The 20,627-nt window shown below is 71.2% G+C and carries 17 protein-coding genes; 2 read left to right on the top strand and 15 right to left on the bottom strand.

Features of this window, described 5'->3' with window-relative positions; all coding sequences use genetic code 11:
- The first annotated feature begins 306 nt into the window (after positions 1-306).
- Together KG111_RS02120 and KG111_RS02115 are read left to right on the top strand one after the other, a co-directional pair.
- Complete coding sequence (locus tag KG111_RS02120; protein WP_249666263.1) at positions 307-2,295, top strand: 2-oxoacid:acceptor oxidoreductase subunit alpha; 1,989 nt, start codon at positions 307-309, stop codon at positions 2,293-2,295.
- Positions 2,292-3,398, top strand: coding sequence for a 2-oxoacid:ferredoxin oxidoreductase subunit beta (locus tag KG111_RS02115; RefSeq protein WP_372440172.1), 1,107 nt, complete (start codon positions 2,292-2,294; stop codon positions 3,396-3,398). Before KG111_RS02120 ends, KG111_RS02115 begins: the two co-directional genes overlap by 4 nt.
- 107 nt (positions 3,399-3,505) lie before the next feature.
- Here the strand turns inward: KG111_RS02115 and KG111_RS02110 are convergent, their stop codons facing one another.
- The 15 genes from KG111_RS02110 to KG111_RS02040 form a co-directional block, all read right to left on the bottom strand.
- A complete protein-coding gene (locus KG111_RS02110; RefSeq protein ID WP_205292287.1) occupies positions 3,506-3,898 on the bottom strand; it encodes a hypothetical protein in 393 nt (130 codons plus the stop codon).
- A 162-nt stretch (positions 3,899-4,060) separates the two neighbouring features.
- Positions 4,061-5,083 carry a polyprenyl synthetase family protein gene (locus tag KG111_RS02105; protein ID WP_372440173.1) on the bottom strand — a complete coding sequence of 341 codons (1,023 nt, stop codon included), beginning with the start codon at positions 5,081-5,083 and terminating at the stop codon, positions 4,061-4,063.
- Positions 5,080-6,678 (bottom strand): NADH-quinone oxidoreductase subunit NuoN, encoded by a 1,599-nt coding sequence (gene nuoN, locus KG111_RS02100; RefSeq protein ID WP_205292288.1) that lies wholly within the window; start codon positions 6,676-6,678, stop codon positions 5,080-5,082. The genes KG111_RS02105 and nuoN overlap by 4 nt, the downstream gene beginning before the upstream one ends.
- Complete coding sequence (locus tag KG111_RS02095; RefSeq protein ID WP_205292289.1) at positions 6,678-8,384, bottom strand: NADH-quinone oxidoreductase subunit M; 1,707 nt, start codon at positions 8,382-8,384, stop codon at positions 6,678-6,680. The genes nuoN and KG111_RS02095 overlap by 1 nt, the downstream gene beginning before the upstream one ends.
- On the bottom strand, positions 8,384-10,333 hold the full coding sequence (gene nuoL / locus KG111_RS02090) for an NADH-quinone oxidoreductase subunit L (RefSeq protein WP_205292290.1): 1,950 nt from the start codon (positions 10,331-10,333) through the stop codon (positions 8,384-8,386). Before nuoL ends, KG111_RS02095 begins: the two co-directional genes overlap by 1 nt.
- A 7-nt stretch (positions 10,334-10,340) precedes the next feature.
- Positions 10,341-10,634, bottom strand: a complete 294-nt coding sequence (gene nuoK / locus KG111_RS02085) for an NADH-quinone oxidoreductase subunit NuoK (RefSeq protein ID WP_205292291.1) — start codon at positions 10,632-10,634, stop codon at positions 10,341-10,343.
- Positions 10,631-11,542 carry an NADH-quinone oxidoreductase subunit J gene (locus KG111_RS02080; RefSeq protein WP_205292292.1) on the bottom strand — a complete coding sequence of 304 codons (912 nt, stop codon included), beginning with the start codon at positions 11,540-11,542 and terminating at the stop codon, positions 10,631-10,633. Before KG111_RS02080 ends, nuoK begins: the two co-directional genes overlap by 4 nt.
- On the bottom strand, positions 11,539-12,153 hold the full coding sequence (gene nuoI / locus KG111_RS02075; protein ID WP_205292293.1) for an NADH-quinone oxidoreductase subunit NuoI: 615 nt from the start codon (positions 12,151-12,153) through the stop codon (positions 11,539-11,541). The genes KG111_RS02080 and nuoI overlap by 4 nt, the downstream gene beginning before the upstream one ends.
- Positions 12,146-13,465 carry an NADH-quinone oxidoreductase subunit NuoH gene (gene nuoH / locus KG111_RS02070; RefSeq protein WP_205292294.1) on the bottom strand — a complete coding sequence of 440 codons (1,320 nt, stop codon included), beginning with the start codon at positions 13,463-13,465 and terminating at the stop codon, positions 12,146-12,148. Before nuoH ends, nuoI begins: the two co-directional genes overlap by 8 nt.
- Positions 13,462-15,933 carry an NADH-quinone oxidoreductase subunit G gene (locus tag KG111_RS02065; protein ID WP_213450022.1) on the bottom strand — a complete coding sequence of 824 codons (2,472 nt, stop codon included), beginning with the start codon at positions 15,931-15,933 and terminating at the stop codon, positions 13,462-13,464. The genes nuoH and KG111_RS02065 overlap by 4 nt, the downstream gene beginning before the upstream one ends.
- Positions 15,930-17,264, bottom strand: coding sequence for an NADH-quinone oxidoreductase subunit NuoF (gene nuoF, locus KG111_RS02060; RefSeq protein ID WP_205292418.1), 1,335 nt, complete (start codon positions 17,262-17,264; stop codon positions 15,930-15,932). Before nuoF ends, KG111_RS02065 begins: the two co-directional genes overlap by 4 nt.
- A complete protein-coding gene (nuoE, locus tag KG111_RS02055) occupies positions 17,261-17,968 on the bottom strand; it encodes an NADH-quinone oxidoreductase subunit NuoE (protein ID WP_205292417.1) in 708 nt (235 codons plus the stop codon). The genes nuoF and nuoE overlap by 4 nt, the downstream gene beginning before the upstream one ends.
- Complete coding sequence (locus KG111_RS02050; protein WP_205292416.1) at positions 17,965-19,353, bottom strand: NADH-quinone oxidoreductase subunit D; 1,389 nt, start codon at positions 19,351-19,353, stop codon at positions 17,965-17,967. Before KG111_RS02050 ends, nuoE begins: the two co-directional genes overlap by 4 nt.
- Entirely contained in the window at positions 19,353-20,072 is a 720-nt protein-coding gene (locus KG111_RS02045) for an NADH-quinone oxidoreductase subunit C (RefSeq protein ID WP_205292415.1), read from the bottom strand. Before KG111_RS02045 ends, KG111_RS02050 begins: the two co-directional genes overlap by 1 nt.
- Positions 20,069-20,626: a NuoB/complex I 20 kDa subunit family protein gene (locus KG111_RS02040; protein WP_205292414.1), complete on the bottom strand. Its 558-nt coding sequence runs from the start codon at positions 20,624-20,626 to the stop codon at positions 20,069-20,071. Before KG111_RS02040 ends, KG111_RS02045 begins: the two co-directional genes overlap by 4 nt.
- Position 20,627 lies beyond the last annotated feature (1 nt).

The following is a 20,627-nucleotide window of genomic DNA, read 5'->3' as shown; positions in this document are numbered from 1 at the left end:
CCCGCCGAGCGCTCGGTCGCTCGGTTCGGGTTTAACTCGATCAGACTAATGCACATTATCGAGTTGATGCGGTTTTGTCTCACGCGCGGTGATCGATGTCACGTTTGGGTCGCGACCACCAGTCGGATTCGCCGAGCCCTTTCGCCGAACCCCGATATCGTGGTACCGCCGCTGCGATGCCCGGTCGAGATGTAGGTGGACAGGTGTCCACCTCCGGTGTGGAACCCGTTCTAGCCCCGTTCTAGGATTGATCCTCCGCCGCCAGCACTCGCGGTCACCAGCCGAGTTGAGAGAAGTGGACGAGACGTGAGTCAGACCAAGCAGGTCAAGCAGCTGGATCGGGTGATCATCCGGTTCGCCGGGGACTCCGGCGACGGGATGCAGCTGACCGGTGACCGGTTCACCCAGGAGTCGGCCGTCTTCGGCAACGACCTGGTGACCCTGCCGAACTTCCCCGCCGAGATCCGGGCACCCCAGGGCACGATCCCCGGCGTCTCCTCGTTCCAGGTCCACTTCGCCGACCACGACATCCTCACCGCCGGTGACCGGCCCGACGTGCTGGTCGCGATGAACCCGGCGGCGCTGAAGGCCAACCTGGGCGACCTGCCGCGCGGGGCGACGATCATCGTGGACACCCACGACTTCACCAAGCGCAACCTGGACAAGGCCGGCTACGCCTCCAACCCGCTGGACAAGCTGGGCGAGGTCGACGACATCCTGGCCGGGTTCCAGGTGCAGCCGGTCGACCTGACCGGGATCACGGTCGAGGCCGTCAAGGAGTTCGGCCTCTCCCGCAAGGACGCCGCGCGCGCGAAGAACATGTTCGCGCTCGGCCTGCTGTCGTGGATGTACGGCCGTCCCACCGAGCCCACGGTGGAGTTCCTGACCAAGAAGTTCGGCAAGAAGCCGGACATCCTGGGCGCGAACCTCGCCGCCTTCAAGGCCGGCTGGAACTACGGCGAGACGACCGAGACGTTCGTCGTGCAGTACGAGATCAAGCCCGCCAAGATGGCGGCCGGCACCTACCGCAACATCACCGGCAACCTGGCACTGTCCTACGGTCTCGTCGCCGCCGGCGTCCGGGCGGACCTGCCGGTCTTCCTGGGCTCGTACCCGATCACCCCGGCCTCCGACATCCTGCACGAGCTGAGCCGGCACAAGGCGTTCGGCGTGACCACGCTGCAGGCCGAGGACGAGATCGCCGGCATCGGCGCCGCGATCGGCGCCTCGTTCGCCGGTCAGCTGGCCGTCACCACCACCTCGGGTCCCGGTATCGCGCTCAAGGGCGAGGCCATCGGCCTGGCCGTGATGACCGAGCTGCCGCTGCTCATCGTCAACGTGCAGCGGGGTGGCCCCTCGACGGGGCTGCCGACCAAGACCGAGCAGTCCGACCTGCTCCAGGCCATGTACGGCCGCAACGGTGAGGCCCCCGTCCCGATCGTGGCGCCGCAGTCGCCGGGCGACTGCTTCGCCGCCGCGGTCGAGGCCGCCCGGATCGCGATCACCTACCGCACCCCGGTGATGCTGCTCTCCGACGGCTACCTGGCCAACGGCTCCGAGCCCTGGGCGATCCCGGACGTGGAGGACCTGCCGGTCATCGACGCGAACTTCGCCACCGGCCCCAACCACGTCAGCGCCAAGGCCGCCAAGGACGGCGCGAGCGAGCCCGACGAGTTCTGGCCCTACCTGCGCGACGAGGCCACCCTGGCCCGGCCGTGGGCCGTGCCCGGCACCGCCGGCCTCGAGCACCGCATCGGCGGCCTGGAGAAGGGCGAGGGCCACGGCAACATCTCCTACGACCCCGCCAACCACGACCGCATGGTCCGCATCCGCGCCGAGAAGATCGCCCGGATCGCCGACTCGCTGCCCCCACTCGAGGTCGACGACCCCTCCGGCGAGGCGAAGGTGCTCGTGATCGGCTGGGGCTCCACCTACGGCCCCATCGGTGCCGCGTGCCGCCGGGTGCGCCGCGCCGGATACAACGTGGCCCAGGTCCACCTGCGCCACCTCAACCCCTTCCCCAAGGACCTCGGCGACATCCTCAAGTCCTACGACAAGGTCCTCGTGCCCGAGATGAACCTCGGCCAGCTCTCCCGGCTGCTGCGCGCGGAGTACCTCGTCGACGCCATCGGCTACAACCACGTCTACGGCCTGCCCCTGAAGGCGGCCGAGCTCGCCGAGGCGATCGGTGATCTCGTAGGCACGGCCGAGGGCACCGACGTCCACCTCGGCGAGCACGGGCTCGACACCCCCGCCGCCGACCACGAAGCCAACCCTGCGGAGGCACGCAAGTGACCACGATCGACATTCCCGCCCCCGGCCTGCGCTCCGGCACCGAGCTGGTGCCCGGTGTCGCCGAGGGCGTCACCCAGACCGGGAAGGACTTCTCCTCCGACCAGGAGGTCCGCTGGTGCCCCGGCTGCGGTGACTACGCCGTGCTCAAGGCCGTGCAGTCGTTCCTGCCCGACCTCGGCCTGCGCCGCGAGAACATCGTGTTCGTCTCTGGCATCGGGTGCTCCAGCCGGTTCCCGTACTACCTCGACACCTACGGCATGCACTCCATCCACGGCCGTGCGCCGTCGATCGCCACGGGTCTGGCCACCGCGCGCGAGGACCTCTCGGTGTGGGTCGTCACGGGTGACGGTGACGCGCTGTCCATCGGCGGCAACCACCTGATCCACGCGCTGCGCCGCAACGTGAACATAACGATCCTGTTGTTCAACAACCGGATCTACGGGCTCACCAAGGGTCAGTACTCACCCACCTCCGAGGTCGGCAAGGTCACCAAGTCCACCCCTGCGGGCTCCGTGGACCACCCCTTCAACCCGGTCTCGCTGGCGCTGGGCGCCGAGGCGTCGTTCGTCGCGCGCACCATCGACTCCGACCGCAAGCACCTCACCGGGGTGCTCGCCGCCGCCGCCGCGCACCGCGGCACCTCGCTGGTCGAGATCTACCAGAACTGCCCGATCTTCAACGACGGCGCGTTCGACGCGATCAAGGACCGCGAGACCGCCCAGCACGCGGTGATCCCGCTCGTCCACGGCTCGCCGATCACCTTCGGCGCCCGCGACGAGGCCACCGGGCTCGGCGACAAGGCACTCGTCCGCGCCGCATCCGGCGGCGTCGAGGTGGTCGACACCGCCTCCGTGGACGCCGAGGACATCCTGGTCCACGACGCCCACGAGCCTGACCCCTCGACCGCGTTCGCGATCAGCCGCCTCACCGACGCCGGCTACCTCAACCGCAGCCCCATCGGCATCTTCCGCCAGGTCCAGCGGCCCACCTACGACGACCAGGCCCGCGCCCAGGTCGCCGAGGCCAGGACCGGCGTCACCGGCACCCCCGCCGAGCGCCTCACCGCGCTCATCAGCTCCGGCGACACCTGGACCGTCGACTGACCCACCCCGACCGTCGCTCGCGGCGGCCGGACGACAAGAAGGGCCCCGCCTCGTGGCGGGGCCCTTCTTGGTGCTCGGTGCGGCGCGGTGCGCCGGAGCTCAGCGGATCAGTAGCAGACGATCCGGCCGATCTTGGTGCGGTTGGTGGCGTAGCCACCCGACTTCTTGACGATGACGCGGAAGTAGGTGCCGCACTTGCCGCGGAAGGTCATCCTGAAGTAGCCCGAGGCCTTCGACGAGCGGGTCTTCTTGACCGTGCGCCAGTTCTGGCCCTTGCGCTTGCTCTGCAGGTAGACGACCTTGCCCTTGGCGGTGCGAGCCTTGCCCTTGACGTAGAACTTGCCGGAATTCCGGATCTCGGCAGCCGTGAGCGGATCCACCACGTGGCGGGTGGCCCGCTCGCCGGTGGGCGCAGCGGCGTTGGCGGGGGCAAGCGTGAGACCCAGCATGGTGGCGGTGAAGGCCGCCAGAAGAACGGTGATGATGCGAGCAACTCGCATGTGACTCCCCCTCGAGATCGGGACGGGCGTTGGACATCGAGCAGATGCCCAGGTACCTGCCCGATGAAACCTCACTACTGGGGCAAACGCCACATTTTCACGCGGATCCCGCTGGCCCCGCCAGTCACTTCCGTGCCGTCGGCACACCGCCCTGGAGGCGGGTCAGGCAGAACGGACCGCGACCACGTCCGCGAACGCCTCCAGCGCGGAACGCACGGGCCCGGCGGGCAGCACGGTGAGCCGCTTCTTGGCCTCCTGGGCCCGTGCCACGACGTAGCTGCGGGCCTCCTCCATCGCGGGGTGCGCTCGCAGCAGGCGGAGCGCCTCGGCGTGCGCCTCGGCATCGGCGGCCAGGTCGGTGCGCTCCGGGTCGAGCAGCTCCAGCAGCCGGGCGTCCGCGGGGTCGGTCGAGGCCCGCGCCATGAGCACCGGCAGGGTCGGCACGCCCTCCTTGAGGTCGGTACCGGGGGTCTTGCCGGACTCCTCGGTCTCCGAGGCCACGTCGAGGATGTCGTCGGAGAGCTGGAAGGCGGTGCCGACGAGCTCGCCGTACTCGGTGAGCGCGGTGACCACCTCCTCCGAGGCGCCGGAGAACAGCGCGCCGTAGCGGGCCGACGTCGCGATCAGCGACCCCGTCTTCCCGGCCACCACGTCGAGGTAGTGCGCGAGCGGGTCCTCGCCCTCGCCGGGCTTCACCGTCTCCAGGATCTGGCCCTCGACGAGCCGGGTGAAGGTCTCGGCCTGGATCCGGACCGCCTCGGGGCCCAGGGTCGAGGTCAGCTCCGAGGACTTCGCGAACAGGAAGTCGCCGGTGAGGATCGCGACCAGGTTGTCGAAGCGGGAGTTCGCCGAGTCGGCGCCGCGGCGCAGGTCGGCCTCGTCCATCACGTCGTCGTGGTACAGCGAGCCCACGTGGGTGATCTCCACGACGCAGGCCGCGGTCAGCACCTCCGAGACGTCCGGGCGCGGCCCGGCCTCGGCGGCGAGCAGGACCAGCAGCGGACGGAACCGCTTGCCGCCGGCGGCCAGCAGGTGCCGCGCCGCCTCGGTGACGTAGGGCGCGCGGCTGCTCGCGTGGCTGAACAGCGCCTCCTCGACCGTCGCCATCCGGGTACGGAGGCGATCGGCGAGGGCTTCGTCGACGATCGGCAGGGCCAGCTCGGCAGGACTTGGAACTGCGGTCACCTGATGAAGTCTCCCGCACCGGCCACCAGATCGAGAACCGGCCCCGGCACGACACCCAGCAGCAGCGTCGCGGCGAGGCACACGACGACGGTCGAGGAGGTCAGGAACGAGGAGCGGGTGACCTCCCCGACCCCGTCGGGGTGCGCCTCGGTGAAGAACATCAGACGGATCTGGCGGACGTAGAAACCGATGGCCACGATGCTGGCCGCGATCGCGACGAGCACCACCGGCCAGGCCCCGGCGTCGAGGGCGGTGGTGAACACCGCCCACTTGCCGATGAAGCCGGCGGTCAACGGGATGCCCGCCATCGAGAGCAGGAAGAACGCGAACGCCCCGGCGAGCAGCGGCGAGCGCCGCCCGAGCCCGGCCCAGCGCCCGAACCCGGTCGCCTCACCACCGGCGTCGCGGACCATGGTGACGATGGCGAACGCGCCGATCATGGAGAACCCGTAGGTGGTCAGGTAGAACAGCACGCTGCCCAGCGACGAGAGCTGCCCCACCGCGAGGTCGCCGGCGGCCTGGACCCCCAGCACGCCGACGAGCAGGAACCCGGTGTGTGCGATGGAGGAATAGGCGAGCATCCGCTTCACGTCGTCCTGGACCGCGGCGAGGACCGCCCCCAGGAGCATCGAGGCGATCGCGACGACCCACAGCATCGGCTCCCAGCTCCACCGCTCGCCGCCGAAGGCGACGTAGAGCAGGCGCAGCAGGGCACCGAACGCGGCGACCTTGGTGCCGGCCGCCATGAACGCGGTGACCGCGGTGGGCGCCCCCTGGTAGACGTCGGGGGTCCACGCCTGGAACGGCACGGCGCCGACCTTGAACAGCAGGCCGACCGAGAGCAGCGCGATGCCGGCCAGCAGGAGCCAGCGGTCCCCACCGCCGGCGCGGACTGCCTCGTTGATGCCGGCGAAGGTCATCGACCCGGCGTAGCCGTAGACCAGCGCGGCGCCGTACAGGAAGAAGCCGGAGGAGAAGGCGCCCAGCAGGAAGTACTTCATCGCCGCCTCCTGGCTGAGCAGCCGGCGCCGCCGCGCCAGGCCGCACAGCACGTAGAGCGGCAGCGAGAGCACCTCGAGGGCGACGAACATGGTCAGCAGGTCCCCCGCGGCCGGGAAGAGCAGCATGCCGGCCACGGCGAAGAGCAGCAGCGGGTAGACCTCGGTGTGCTCCAGCCCGCGGGTGGAGGCGTCGCGCTCGGTGTCGGTGCCCGGGAGTGCGGCGGCCTGCCCGGTGAAGCCCGAGACCCCGCCCTCGAGGCGTCGCTCGGCGAACAGGGCGACCCCTGCCAGGGCGAAGACGAGCACCAGGCCCCACAGGTAGACGGTCGGGCCGTCCACCACGATGCTGCCCTCCGCGCCGACCAGGCCACGGGCCTCCTGGCCGCCGGCCTCGTGGATGTCCAGGCCGGTGCCGACCAGCACGGTGGCCACCAGGGCGCCCACGACCACCAGCAGGCTCAGCACGACCTGCGGCACCCGCCGGCTCCCGCGCGGCAGCACTGCCTCGAGCAGCACGCCGACGCAGGCGCCACCGAGCACGATCAGCAGTGGGAGCAGCTCGACGTACTCGAGCTCCGGCTTCACGAACGACATCAGTGCGCCCCTTCCTCGGCGTCGCCGTGGCCGGCGAGGTCACCGGGCCCCACGCTGGGCGCCTCGTCGCTGACCCCGACCTGGTCCAGCAGGTCGCTCACCGTCGGGTTGGCAACGTCCAGCATCGGCGCGGGGTAGAACCCGAAGAACACCAGTGCCGCCACCAGCGGGGCCACCGCGGCCACCTCCCGCACCCCCAGGTCGCGGGTGGTCGTGGTGGTGGCGACGCTCTGCTCGGCTGCCGGGGCGGTGCGGACGGCCGTCCCGGTCGCGCCGGACCCGGCGGGCTCGTGCCCGGTCGGCTCGTGCCCGGTCGGCTCGTGCCCGGTCGGCTCGCGCCCGGTCGGCTCGTGCGGCTCCTCGCCGCCCTCGGCGAGCACCGCCGGGTCGGGCCCCGTCATGATCCGCTGGTAGGCCCACAGCACGTAGATCGCCGACAGCACGACGGCGGTGATCGCGATCGCGCCGACGTACCAGGCGTAGCCGAAGGCGGCCAGCAGCACCAGGAACTCGCTGACGAACGGGGACAGGCCGGGCAGCCCGAGGGTGGCCAGGCCGGCGACGAGGAACAGCCCGGCCAGCACCGGCGCCGTCTTCTCCGCGCCGCCGAGCTCGCGGATGGAGGCGGTGCCGCGGCGGTCGAAGAGGTAGCCGGCGACCAGGAACAGCGCTGCCGTGCCCAGGCCGTGGTTGACCATGTAGAGGATCGCGCCGGCGCCGCCCTGGCTTGACAGGGTGAAGATGCCGAGGGTGATCAGGCCGAAGTGGCTCAGCGAGGTCAGGCCGATCAGCCGGAACAGGTCGTCGGAGCCGATGGCCAGCAGAGCGCCGTACACGACCGAGATCAGCGCCAGGGTGATCACCAGCGGCGTGGCCCACTGCGAGGCCTCGGGGAAGATCCCGAGGCAGAACCGCAGCATCCCGAAGGTGCCGATCTTGTCCAGGATGCACACCAGCAGCACCCCGGTGCCCGGGGTCGCCTTCTCGGTGGTGTCGGCGAGCCAGGTGTGCAGCGGGAACAGCGGCGCCTTGATCGCGAAGGCGATGAAGAAGCCGAGGAACAGCCAGCGGCCGGCCTCGGTGCCGATCGAGAGCTCCTCCAGGTCCGAGAGCAGGTACGACGGCTGGCCGGCGTCGGCGGAGACGACGTAGAGCCCGATCACCGCGGCCAGCAGCACCAGGCCGCCGGCGAGCTGGAACATCAGGAACTTCAGCGCCGCCGCGCCCCGGCCGTCGCGGCCGAAGCCGCCGACCAGGAAGTAGGCGGGGATCAGGGTGGCCTCGAAGACGACGTAGAACAAGAACACGTCGGTGGCGCAGAAGACCGCCAGCGACAGCCCCTCCAGCGCCAGCGCCCAGGCGACGAAGGTCTTGGCGCCGGCACCGCCGGGGTCGTCGGCCTTGACCCACTCCGCGGCGAGCACCACCGGCACCAGCAGCACGGTGAGCAGCACCAGGAGCAGGCCGAGACCGTCGAGGCCCAGCGCGTAGTGCACGCCGAACGCCTCGATCCAGGTGTGCACCTCCTCGAGCTGGCGCCCGCCACCGGTGTCGTAGGAGAGCGCCGCCACGGCGGCGACGACGAGCGTGGCGCCGGCGACGCCGAGGCCGGTGGCCTTCGCGACGCGCGCCGGCAGCAACGCCACCGCGACGGCCCCGGCGACGGGCAGCCAGACCAGCAGGCTCAGGATCGGGAAGCTGTCCATCAGAGGTTCACCGCCACGAGGGTCAGGACGAGGAGCACGGCACCCGCCAGGATCGACAGCGCGTAGGAGCGGACGTAGCCCGTCTGCGCCCGGCGCAACAGCTCGCCGGTGCCGGTGAGCACCGTGGCGCTCCCGGTGAACAGTCCGTCGACCAGGGTGCGGTCGGCCGACACCGACGCCCGGACCAGAGCGGCGCCCGGACGGACCACCACGGCGTCGTTGATGGCGTCGCCGTACAGGTCCGCGCGGGCGGCGCGGGTGACGAAGGAGACGTCGCTCGGGGCGGTGCGCGGGACCTCCCGGCGCCCGACCAGGAACCAGGCGAGCGCGACGCCGGCGGCGACCACCGCCACCGTGATCGCGGTGATCACGATGACCGGCAGCGGCGGCTCCTCGTGCTCGGCGTGGCCCACGACCGGGGTGAGCCAGTCGACGATCCAGCTGCCGGCCAGCAGCAGGCCGCCGAGCACGGACAACGCGGCGAGCACCACCAGCGGGATCGTCATCGTCGCGGGGCTCTCGTGCGGGTGGGCCTCGGGAGCCCACCTCTTGCGGGTGAACCAGGTCATCAGCATCAGCCGGGTCATGTAGAAGCCGGTGACGCCGGCGCCCAGCAGGGCGCAGACACCGACGACCGGGTTCTCCACGAGCGCGACCTCGATGATCTTGTCCTTGGACCAGAACCCGGAGAAGCCAGGGAAGCCGATGATCGCCAGGTAGCCCATCGCAAAGGTCAGGAAGGTGACCGGCAGCGCCTTGCTGAGCGCGCCGTAGTGCCGCATGTCGACGTCGTCGTCCATCGCGTGCATGACCGAGCCGGCGCCGAGGAACATGTTGGCCTTGAAGAAGCCGTGCGTGATCAGGTGGAAGATCGCGAAGGCATAGCCGGCGACGCCGAGGCCGGCGCCGAGCATCATGTAGCCGATCTGGCTCATCGTGGAGCCGGCGAGCGCCTTCTTGATGTCGTCCTTGGCGCAACCGATGACCGCACCCCACAGCAGCGTCACCGTGGCCACGACCACCACCGCGGTCTGTGCGGTGGGGGCGGCCTCGAAGATGAAGCTCGAGCGGGTGACGAGGTAGACGCCGGCCGTGACCATCGTGGCGGCGTGGATCAGCGCCGAGACCGGGGTGGGGCCCTCCATCGCGTCCAGCAGCCAGGCCTGCAGCGGCACCTGGGCGGACTTGCCGCAGGCACCGAGGAGCAGCAGCACGCCGATCCAGTTCAGCGTGGTGCTGCTGGCCGCGGGGGCCAGCTCGCTGACGCCGCTGAAGCTGGTGGTGCCGAAGGTGACGAACATCAGGAAGATCGCCAGGCCCAGGCCCATGTCGCCGACCCGGTTGATCACGAACGCCTTCTTCGCCGCGGCCGCCGCGGACGGCTTGTGCTGCCAGAAGCCGATCAGCAGGTAGGAGGCCAGGCCGACGCCCTCCCAGCCGAGGAAGAGGCCCACGTAGTTCTCCGCGAGCACCAGCATCAGCATCGCCGCGATGAACAGGTTGAGGTAGGCGAAGAACCGCGACCGGCGGGGGTCGTGGGCCATGTAGCCCACCGAGTACAGGTGGATCAGCGCACCCACGCCGGTGATCAGCAGCAGGAACAGCGCCGAGAGCGGGTCGTAGAGCAGGTCCAGGCCCACGTCGAGGCTGCCGGCCTCGATCCAGGTCCACAGGTGCTCGGCGACCTGCCGGTCGCCCTCGTCGCGGCCCAGCAACGCGACGAACATCGCGACGCTCAGCGCGAACGATCCGGTGATGGTCGCCAGGCCGACCCAGTGGCCGAAGGCCGCGGTGCGGCGGTTGCCCAGGAGCAGCAGGAACGCTGCACCCGCGAGCGGCAGGGCGATGACCAGCCAGGCGAGGCTGAGCACGCCGTCGGCGTCGGTGGGCGCCACCACGGGCACGTCCGAGGCGCTCACGGACAGCGCGAGCAAGGTGGTTGCGTTCATCGGGCCCTCAGAACTTGAGCAGGCTGGCGTCGTCGACGGAGGCCGAGCGACGGGTCCGGAAGATGGTCATGATGATGGCCAGCCCGATGACGACCTCGGCGGCCGCGACGACCATCACGAAGAAGGCGGCGACCTGGCCGTCGAGGTTGCCGTGCTGACGGGCGAACGCGACGAAGGCCAGGTTGCAGGCGTTGAGCATCAGCTCCACGCACATGAAGACCACGATCGCGTTGCGTCGTACCAGCACGCCGACGGCCCCGATGCTGAACAGGATCGCGGACAGGGCGATGTACTCGCTCATCGTCCCTCCCCTCCGCCCTGGCCGGCGGACCCGGTGGTCGCGTCGGCTCCGTCGCTCGCCCCGACCGTGCCGTCGGAGCCGGGATGCGCGGGCTGCTCCGCCTCGGTGGTGCCGGTGGCCGCGGACTTCCCGGCGCTCGCCGGCCGGGCGGCCGGGTCGACGCCGAGGGACGCCGCGATCGGCTCGATGTCGCGCAGGCCGGTGGCGCGCATGGTGCCGCGAGCAGCGAGCACCCGCGAGACCGACGCCGCCGCGGGCGAGCCGTCGGGCAGCAGCGCCGGGGTGTCCACGGCGTTGTGCCGGGCGTAGACGCCGGGGGCCGGCAGCGGGCCGAGCGGGGTCCCGGTCTCGGCCCAGGAGCGCACCCGGGCCGCGGCGAGGTCCGCCTGCTTCGGTCGCGGCGTCAGCCGCTCGCGGTGGGCGAGCACCATCGCGCCGACAGCGGCGGTGATGAGCAGGGCGCTCGTGGCCTCGAAGATGAAGACGTAGCGGGAGAACAGCAGGTTGGCCAGGGCCTGGATGTTGCCGCCCTCGTTGGCGCCGCCGGGTCCGTCGAGGCCGACGGCGGCGGTGAAGGTGACCTGGCCGAGGCCGACGAGCAGCACCACGACGAAGCCGGCACCGACCAGCCAGGCCAGCACGCGCTGGCCCTTGATCGTCTCCACCACGGAGTCCGAGGCGTCGACGCCCACCAGCATCAGCACGAACAGGAAGAGCATCAGGATCGCGCCGGTGTAGACGATGATCTGCACCGCGAACAGGAACGGCGCCTCGAGCACGGCGTAGAGCACCGCGAGGCTGATCATCACCACCGCGAGGAGCAGGGCGGCGTGCACGGCCTTGCGGACGAACAGGATGCCCAGCGCGGCGAGCACCATCACCGGGGCCAGCACCCAGAACGCGGTCATGCGCCACCTCCGGCCGGCTGCGACGCGCTCGCGCCGGTGGGAGCGGGGGCGGCGAACTCGCCGCGGTAGTAGGCCTGGTCGTCCTCGCCCAGCAGCATCGCGTGCGGCGGCTGTTCCATGCCGGGCAGCAGCGGCGCGAGCAGGTCGGACTTCTCGTAGATGAGGTTCGCGCGGTTGTCGTCGGCGAGCTCGTACTCGTTGGTCATCGTCAGCGCCCGGGTCGGGCAGGCCTCGATGCACAGCCCGCACAGGATGCAGCGCAGGTAGTTGATCTGGTAGACGCGGCCGTAGCGCTCGCCGGCAGAGAACCGCGCCGACGTGCCGTCGCCGGCGTCGTCGATGTTCTCCGCGCCCTCGACGTAGATCGCGTCCGCGGGGCACGCCCAGGCGCACAGCTCGCAGCCGATGCACTTCTCCAGCCCGTCGGGCCAGCGGTTCAGCTGGTGGCGTCCGTGGAAGCGGGGCGCGGTGGGCAGCTTCTCCTTCGGGTACTGCTCGGTGACGACCTTGCGGAACATCGTCCGGAAGGTGACCCCGAAGCCGGCCACCGGGTCCCAGAGCTGCTCCTTGAGGGTCGGACCCTGGGCACTCTTGTCGGCCTGCTCAGCCATTGCTCACCTCTGACTCGGCGCCACTCGTGGCGCGGGCGGTGGGTACGTCGGAGCGGAAGGTCAGCGGCGCGGCGGCGCCGCGCACGGCACCGCCCGCCGGCATCGGCGGCACCGGGAAGCCACCGCTGCGCGGCACGACGACGGTCATCGGCTCGGGCTCCCGTGTGCCGTCGGGCACCAGGAACGTCACCAGCAGCACCACCAGCGCGATGCCGACCGCGGTCATCCAGAACTGCGGGTTGTCGCGGATGCCGCCGTCGAAGACGCCCTCGTTGCGGGCCACGCGGACGGTGGCGACGGCCACGATCCAGACCAGCGCGATCGGGATCAGCCGCTTCCAGCCGAACGCCATGAACTGGTCGTAGCGCAGCCGCGGCAACGAGCCGCGCAGCCAGATGAAGATGAAGATGAAGAACAGCACCTTGCCGAAGAACCACAGCACCGGCCAGTAGCCGGAGTTCGCCCCGGCCCAGACCTCGTCGATCCAGAACGGTGCGTGCCAGCCGCCCAGGAACAGCGTGGTGGCCAGGGCGGAGACCGTGGCCATGTTGACGTACTCGCCGAGGAAGAAGAGCGCGAACTTCAGGCTGGAGTACTCGGTGTGGAAGCCGCCGACCAGCTCGCCCTCGGCCTCGGGCAGGTCGAACGGCGCCCGGTTCGTCTCCCCCACCATGGCGATCAGGTAGATCACGAAGGAGGGCAGCAGGATCAGGCCGAACCAGACGTCGTCCTGCGCGGCGACGATCTCGCTGGTCGACATCGAGCCCGCGTACATGAAGACCGCGACCAGGGCCAGGCCCATCGCGACCTCGTAGGAGATCATCTGCGCGCTCGAGCGCAGCCCGCCCAGCAGCGAGTACGTCGACCCGCTGGACCAGCCGCCCAGCACGATGCCGTAGATGCCGATCGAGGCGATCGCCATCACGAACAGCACCGCCACCGGCATGTCGGTGAGCTGCAGCGGGGTGCGCTCACCCAGGAAGCCGACCTCCGGGCCGAACGGGATGACGCTGAAGGTGACGAAGGCCGGCACCACGACGAGCACCGGTGCCAGGACGAAGACCACCTTGTCCGCGGCCTTCGGGATCAGGTCCTCCTTGAACGCCAGCTTCACCCCGTCCGCCAACGACTGCAGCAGTCCGAACGGGCCGTTGACGTTGGGCCCGATGCGGTGCTGCATCCGGGCCACCACGCGCCGCTCCCACCAGATGTTGAACAGGGTGAGCAGCACCAGGACCACGAAGACCAGCACGGCCTTCACCACCACGATCCACCACGGGTCGCCGCCGAACGCGTCGAGTCCGGTGCTCATCGCCCACCTCCTTCGAACGCGCCGGCGGCCACGGTGACCCGGCTGCCCGGGGAGGCCAGGTCGGCGAGCACGCCGGCGCCGACCGAGCTGGCCGGCACCCACACCGTGCCCTCGGCGAGGTCGTCGCAGATCTCGGCGGGCAGGACGACGGCGCCGCGGTCACCGCTCAGCGTCACGGTCGCGCCGTGCGCGTCGTACACGGACCGAGGGACGAGGGCGACCGGTGTGCGGGCGGTGGACTTGAGGTACTTGTCGCCGTCCTGCAGCGATCCGTTGTCCAGGTGCAGCTTCCACGTCGCCAACACGTACGACGCCGGGTCGGCCGACCGGCTCGCCTCGGCCGGCTCGACGGCCGGCTCGACGGTCGGTGGCTGCGGACGCGCACCGTCCCAGGGGCCGAGCTGCTCCATCTCGGCGCGGACCTCCTCGACGGTGCGGAAGCCGAGCGGCGTGCCGAGCTCGGCGGCGATGCCGGACAGGGCGCGCAGGTCGGGCAGCGAGGCCGGGTTGTGCAGCGCCGCCGCCCAGGACCGGACCCGGCCCTCCCAGTTCACGAAGCTGCCGGCCTTGTCGGTGACCGGAGCGACGGGGAAGACGACGTCCGCCTGCTCGGTCACGTCGGTGGCCCGCAGGTCGAGCGCCACGACGAAGCCGGCGGCGGTGATCGCCTGCCGGGTCGCGGCGGGGTCGGGGGTGTCGTCGGGGTCGACGCCGGCGACGACCAGGCCGCCGAGCTCGCCGGCGTTGAGGGCGGCGACGATCGCGGCGGCGTCCCGGCCGGGCTGCTCGGGCACCGGGGCGCTGCCCCAGGCCGTGGCGACGTCGACGCGGGCGGCGGCGTCGGCGACCGGCCGGCCGCCGGGCAGCAGGTTCGGCAGGCAGCCGGCCTCGACCGCGCCGCGGTCACCGGCCCTGCGGGGCACCCAGCCCAGCCGGGCGCCGGTGGCGGCGGCGACCTCGACCGCGGCGCTGAGCGCACCCGGCACGGCCGCCATTCGCTCGCCGACGAGCAGCACGCTGGCCGCGTCGAGCTCGCCGACCAGCGACCGCAGGCCGGCCGGCTCGGTGCCGGGCACGGTGGGCAGCACCCGAGCGTCCAGCTTGCGCAGTCCCCGGCTGCGGAACGGGGCGAGGGCGAGGACCGTCGCACCGGGCAGCCCGCGCCGGCGGGCGGAGACGGACTTGCGCAGCCGCAGGAAGATCGCACCGGCCTCGTCCTCGGGCTCCAGCCCGACGAGCACCACGGTCCGCTCGCCCTCGAGGTCGGCGTAGGTGACCGCACCGGCACCGGGGGCGCCGAGCACCACCGCGGAGGCCAGGAACGCGGCCTCCTCCTCCGAGTGCGGCCGGGCCCGGAAGTCGATGTCGTTCGTGCCGAGCGCGATCCGGGCGAACTTGGCGTAGGCGTAGGCGTCCTCGACGCTGAGCCGGCCGCCGGTCAGCACGCCCACGCCACCGGCGCCGCGGGCTGCGGCGAGCCCGCGGGCGGCGACGGTGAACGCCTCCGGCCACGACGCCGGGCGCAGCGTGCCGTCGGTGTCGCGGACCCGCGGGTAGCGCAACCGGTCCTCGGCGGTGGCGTAGGCGAACGCGAAGCGGTCCTTGTCGGTGATCCACTCCTCGTTGACGTCGGGGTCGTTGCCGGCTTGGCGGCGCAGCACCTTGCCGCGCCGGTGGTCGATGCGGATCGCGGAGCCGCACGCGTCGTGCTCGGCGATGCCGGGGGTCGAGACGAGGTCGAAGGGCCGGGAGCGGAACCGGTACTGCTCGGAGGTGAGCGCGCCGACGGGGCAGATCTGGATGGTGTTGCCGGAGAAGTAGGACAGGAAGGGGGCGTCCTCGGCGATGCCGATCTGCTGGGACGCGCCGCGCTCGAGGAGCTCGATGAACGGGTCGCCGGCGATCTCGTCGGCGAACCGGGTGCAGCGCTGGCACACGATGCAGCGCTCCCGGTCGAGCAGCACCATCGGCGAGAGGTTGATCGGCTTCGGGAAGGTCCGCTTCACCCCGCGGTTGCGCGCGTCGGAGAAGCGGGACTCGCCTCGACCGTTGGACATCGCCTGGTTCTGCAGCGGGCACTCGCCGCCCTTGTCGCACACCGGGCAGTCCAGCGGGTGGTTGATGAGCAGCAGCTCCATCACGCCCTGCTGCGCCTTGTCGGCGACCGGGCTGGTCACCTGGGTGTTGACGACCATGCCGTCGGCGACCGGCAGCGTGCAGGAGGCCTGCGGCTTCGGGAAGCCGCGGCCGTTGCCGGCGTCGGTCACCTCCACCAGGCACTGTCGGCAGGCGCCGGCCGGTGCGAGCAGCGGGTGGTCGCAGAACCGCGGCACCTGCACGCCGATCCGCTCGGCGGCGCGGATGACCAGCGTGTCCTTGGGCACCGACACCTCGACGCCGTCGATGGTGACCTTGACCAGGTCGCTCTTCTCGACCGCGCCGGCGGTCTTCTCCGGGGTGCTGGTCACAGTGCCGCCTCCGTGGTCGCTCCCGCGCCCGCCCAGGCGGTGGAGCGGGCCGGGTCGAACGGGCACCCACCGTGGGTCAGGTGGGCCAGGTACTCCTCGCGGAAGTACTTGATCGAGCTGGAGATCGGGCTGGTGGCGCCGTCCCCGAGCGCGCAGAAGGAGCGGCCGAGGATGTTGTCGCACTGGTCGAGCAGCTGGTCGATCAGCACCGCGCCGTCGGCCTCGTCCACCTCGCCGTGCTCGAGGCGGCGCAGCGCCTGGACCAGCCACCACGTGCCCTCGCGGCACGGGGTGCACTTGCCGCAGGACTCGTGCTTGTAGAACTCCGTCCAGCGCAGCACCGCGCGCACCACGCACACGGTGTCGTCGAAGACCTGCAGCGCTCGGGTGCCCAGCATCGAGCCGGCGGAGCCCACGCCCTCGAAGTCGAGCGGTACGTCGAGGTGCTCGGCGGTGAGCAACGGGGTGCTGGAGCCGCCGGGGGTCCAGAACTTCAGCTCGTGCCCGGGCCGGATGCCGCCGGCCAGGTCGAGCAGCTCGCGCAGCGTGATGCCGAGCGGCGCCTCGTACTGCCCGGGCCGCACGACGTGGCCGGAGAGCGAGAAGATGCCGTGCCCGGCGGACTTCTCCGTGCCCATCGCGGAGAACCAGGCGGCGCCGTTGCGCACGATGGCGGGCACGGAGGCGATCGACTCCACGTTGTTGATCACCGTCGGGCTGGCGTAGAGCCCGGCGACGGCCGGGAACGGCGGGCGCAGCCGCGGCTGTCCGCGTCGGCCCTCCAGGCCCTCCAGCAGCGCGGTCTCCTCGCCGCAGATGTAGGCGCCCGCGCCGGCGTGCACCACGACGTCGAGGTCGTAGCCCGAGCCGTGGATGTCCTTGCCGAGGTGGCCCGCGGCGTAGGCCTCGGCCACCGCCGCCTGCACGCGCCGGATCACGTGCAGCACCTCGCCGCGGATGTAGATGAAGGCCTGGTTGGCGCGGATCGCGTAGGCGGACAGGATCACGCCCTCGACGAGCACGTGCGGGTTGCCCATCATCAGCGGGATGTCCTTGCAGGTGCCCGGCTCGGACTCGTCGGCGTTGACCACCAGGTACTTCGGCCGCGGGTTGTCCTGCGGGATGAAGGACCACTTCATGCCGGTCGGGAAGCCGGCGCCGCCCCGGCCGCGCAGCCCGGAGTCCTTGACCCGGGCGATCACGTCGTCGGGGCTCATCGCGAACGCGGTGTCCAGGGCGTCGTACCCGCCGCGGGCGGCGTAGGTCTGCAGCTTCCAGCCCTTCTTGGCGTCCCACAGGTCGGTCAGGACCGGGGTGAGGGTGTCGCTCATCGCTCCTCCCCCTCCTCGGCCGGGCCGGCCGCAGCGATCGCTTCCGGGTCCGGGGCCCGCCAGCCGCGCTCGCGGGCCAGCGCCAGACCGGCCAGGCTCGCCTCGCCGGCGGTGGGCCCCTCGTCGGCGCGACCGTCGGGGAAGCCGGCCAGCACCCGCTCGGCCTGCCGCCAGGTGCACAGCCGCGGACCGCGGGTGGAGGAGACGGCGTGCCCGGCGCGCAGGGACTCGACGACCTGGACGGCGGACTCCGGCGTCTGGTTGTCCATGAACTCCCAGTTGACCATCATCACCGGCGCGTAGTCGCAGGCCGCGTTGCACTCGATGTGCTCCAGGCTCACGGAGTAGGTGTCGCCCTGGCGCTTCTCGGCGACCTCGTCGTTGCCCACCTCCAGGTGGGCCGAGAGCCGGGCGAGGATCTCGTCGCCGCCCATCACCGCGCACAGCGTGTTGGTGCAGACCCCGACGTGGAAGTCGCCGACGCCGTGCCGCTTGTACATCGTGTAGAAGGTCGCGACGCCGCTGACCTCGGCGGCGCTGAGATCCAGCACCGCCGCGCACGCCTCGATCCCCTCCGGCGTGATCCGCCCCTGCACCGACTGCACCAGGTGCAGCATCGGCAGCAGCCCGGAGCGGGGCTCGGGGTAGCGGGCCGCGATCTCGCGCATCTCCGCCAGCGTCTTGTCGTCGATCGCAGAGGTCATCGGTCGACACCTCCCATCACGGGGTCGAGGCTGGCGATGGCGACGATGACGTCCGCGATCTGGCCGCCCTCGCTCATCACCGCCATCGCCTGCAGGTTGTGGAACGACGGGTCGCGGAAGTGCGCCCGGAACGGCCGAGTGCCGCCGTCGGAGACGACGTGGGCGCCGAGCTCGCCGCGGGGCGACTCCACCGGCACGTAGGCCTGCCCGGCCGGCACCCGGAAGCCCTCCGTCACCAGCTTGAAGTGGTGGATCAGCGCCTCCATCGACTCGCCCATGATGTGGCGGATGTGGTCGAGGCTGTTGCCCATGCCGTCGCTTCCGATCGAGAGCTGGCTGGGCCAGGCGATCTTCTTGTCCGCCACCATCACCGGCGCGCCCTCGAGCCGGGCGAGCCGGGCCGCGGCCTGCTCGATGATGCGCAGCGACTCCCACATCTCGTTCAGCCGCAGCCGGAACCGGCCGTAGGCATCGGCGGTGTCCCAGGTCTGCACGTCGAAGTCGTAGGTCTCGTAGCCGCAGTAGGGCTGGGCCTTGCGCAGGTCGTAGCCGTAGCCGGTGCTGCGCAGCACCGGGCCGGTCAGCCCGAGCGCCATGCAGCCCTCGAGGTCGAGGTGGCCGACGCCCTCCAGGCGGGCCTTGAAGATCGGGTTGGCGTTGCACAGCGCGGCGTACTCGGGCAGGCGCTTGCGCATCAGCGCGACGAACGACGTGATCTCGTCCAGCGCCCCCGACGGCAGGTCCTGGGCGACGCCGCCGGGACGGATGAACGCGTGGTTCATCCGCAGGCCGGTGATCAGCTCGAACAGGTCGAGGACCAGCTCGCGCTCCCGGAAGCCGACCGTCATCACCGTCAGCGCGCCGATCTCCATGCCGCCGGTGGCGATGCAGACCAGGTGGGAGGAGATCCGGTTGAGCTCCATCAGCAGGACCCGCATGACCTGCGCCTTCTCCGGCACCTCGTCGGCGATGTCCAGCAGCCGCTCCACCCCGAGCGTGTAGGTCATCTCGTTGAAGAACGGGGACAGGTAGTCCATCCGGGTGCAGAAGGTGACCCCTTGGGTCCAGGAGCGGTACTCCATGTTCTTCTCGATGCCGGTGTGCAGGTAGCCGATCCCGCAGCGGGCCTCGGTGACGGTCTCGCCCTCGATCTCCAGGATCAGCCGCAGCACCCCGTGCGTGGAGGGGTGCTGGGGGCCCATGTTGACGACCACCCGCTCCGCGGCGTCGCCGTCACCGAGCCCGGCGGCGATCTCGCTCCAGTCCTGACCGGAGACGGTGAACACCTTGCCGCCGGCGGTGTCGGCGGAGCCCGCGTAGAAGTCGGTGCCCTCCGTCGCGGCGGCGCCCGTGTCCGGGTCCGTGGTCGAGCCTGTCGAGACCATCAGCTGTAGCTCCTGCGCTGGTCGGGCGGCGGCACGGAGGCGCCCTTGTACTCCACCGGGATGCCGCCGAGGGGGTAGTCCTTGCGCTGCGGGTGGCCGGGCCAGTCATCGGGCATCAGGATCCTGGTCAGCGCCGGGTGGCCGTCGAAGACGAGCCCGAACATGTCCCAGACCTCGCGCTCGTGCCAGTCCGCGGCGGGATAGATCCCCATCACCGACGGCACGTGCGGGTCGGCGTCCGCGACGGCGACCTCGAGGCGGATCCGCCGGTTGTAGGTGAACGAGCCCAGGTGGTAGACCGCGTGCAGCTCGCGGCCCGCGTCGCCCGGGTAGTGCACGCCGCTGACACCGGAGAGCAGCTCGAAGCGCAGCGCGGGGTCGTCGCGCAGGCGGCGGACCACCTCGAGCAGGTGGTCGCGGCGGATGTGGAAGGTGATCTCGCCGCGGTGGATCACCACCTGCTCGACCAGTCCCTCGAGACCGTCCGCGACGGCGTCGTACCAGCCGCCGTAGGGGCGCTGTGCGGCCCCGGGCAGCACGACGGGGGCGACCAGGCCACCGAAACCGCTGGTGTCACCGGTGCCCGCGGCGCCGAACATGCCGCGCCGCTCCCCCACCGCGCGGACCTCGTAGCCCGGCTCGCCGAGCGCCTCGGGTGCGTTGTCCGGGGCCTGGGCCGGGGAACCGCCCGAGGCGGGGATCTTCGGGCCCTCGCTCATCGCAGCAGCCCCGCCCGGTCGGAGGTCGGCAGCGCGACGAGACCCTGAGCCTCCAGCTCGAGGACCCGCTTCTCGCGGTTCTTGCCGAAGGGTGTGTCGTGCTGGACCTTGTCGTGCAGCTTGAGGATCGCGTCGATCAGCATCTCCGGGCGCGGCGGGCAGCCGGGCAGGTACATGTCGACCGGTACGACGTGGTCGACGCCCTGGACGATCGCGTAGTTGTTGAACATGCCGCCCGAGCTGGCGCAGACCCCCATCGCCAGCACCCACTTGGGCTCGGCCATCTGGTCGTAGATCTGGCGCAAGACCGGGGCCATCTTCTGGCTGACCCGGCCGGCCACGATCATCAGGTCGGCCTGGCGCGGGCTGGCCCGGAACACCTCCATGCCGAACCGGGCGAGGTCGTACTTCGGCCCGCCGGAGGTCATCATCTCGATGGCGCAGCAGGCGAGCCCGAACGTCGCCGGCCAGAAGCTGGCCTTGCGCATGTAGCCGGCCAGTCCCTCCACCGTGCTCAGCAGGACTCCGCTGGGGAGCTTCTCCTCGATTCCCATG

Source organism: Nocardioides faecalis (genome assembly GCF_018388425.1).
Classification (GTDB): Bacteria; Actinomycetota; Actinomycetes; order Propionibacteriales; family Nocardioidaceae; genus Nocardioides; species Nocardioides faecalis.
Note: the sequence above shows the minus strand (reverse complement) of the source record. Positions and strands in the feature narration are given on the sequence as shown.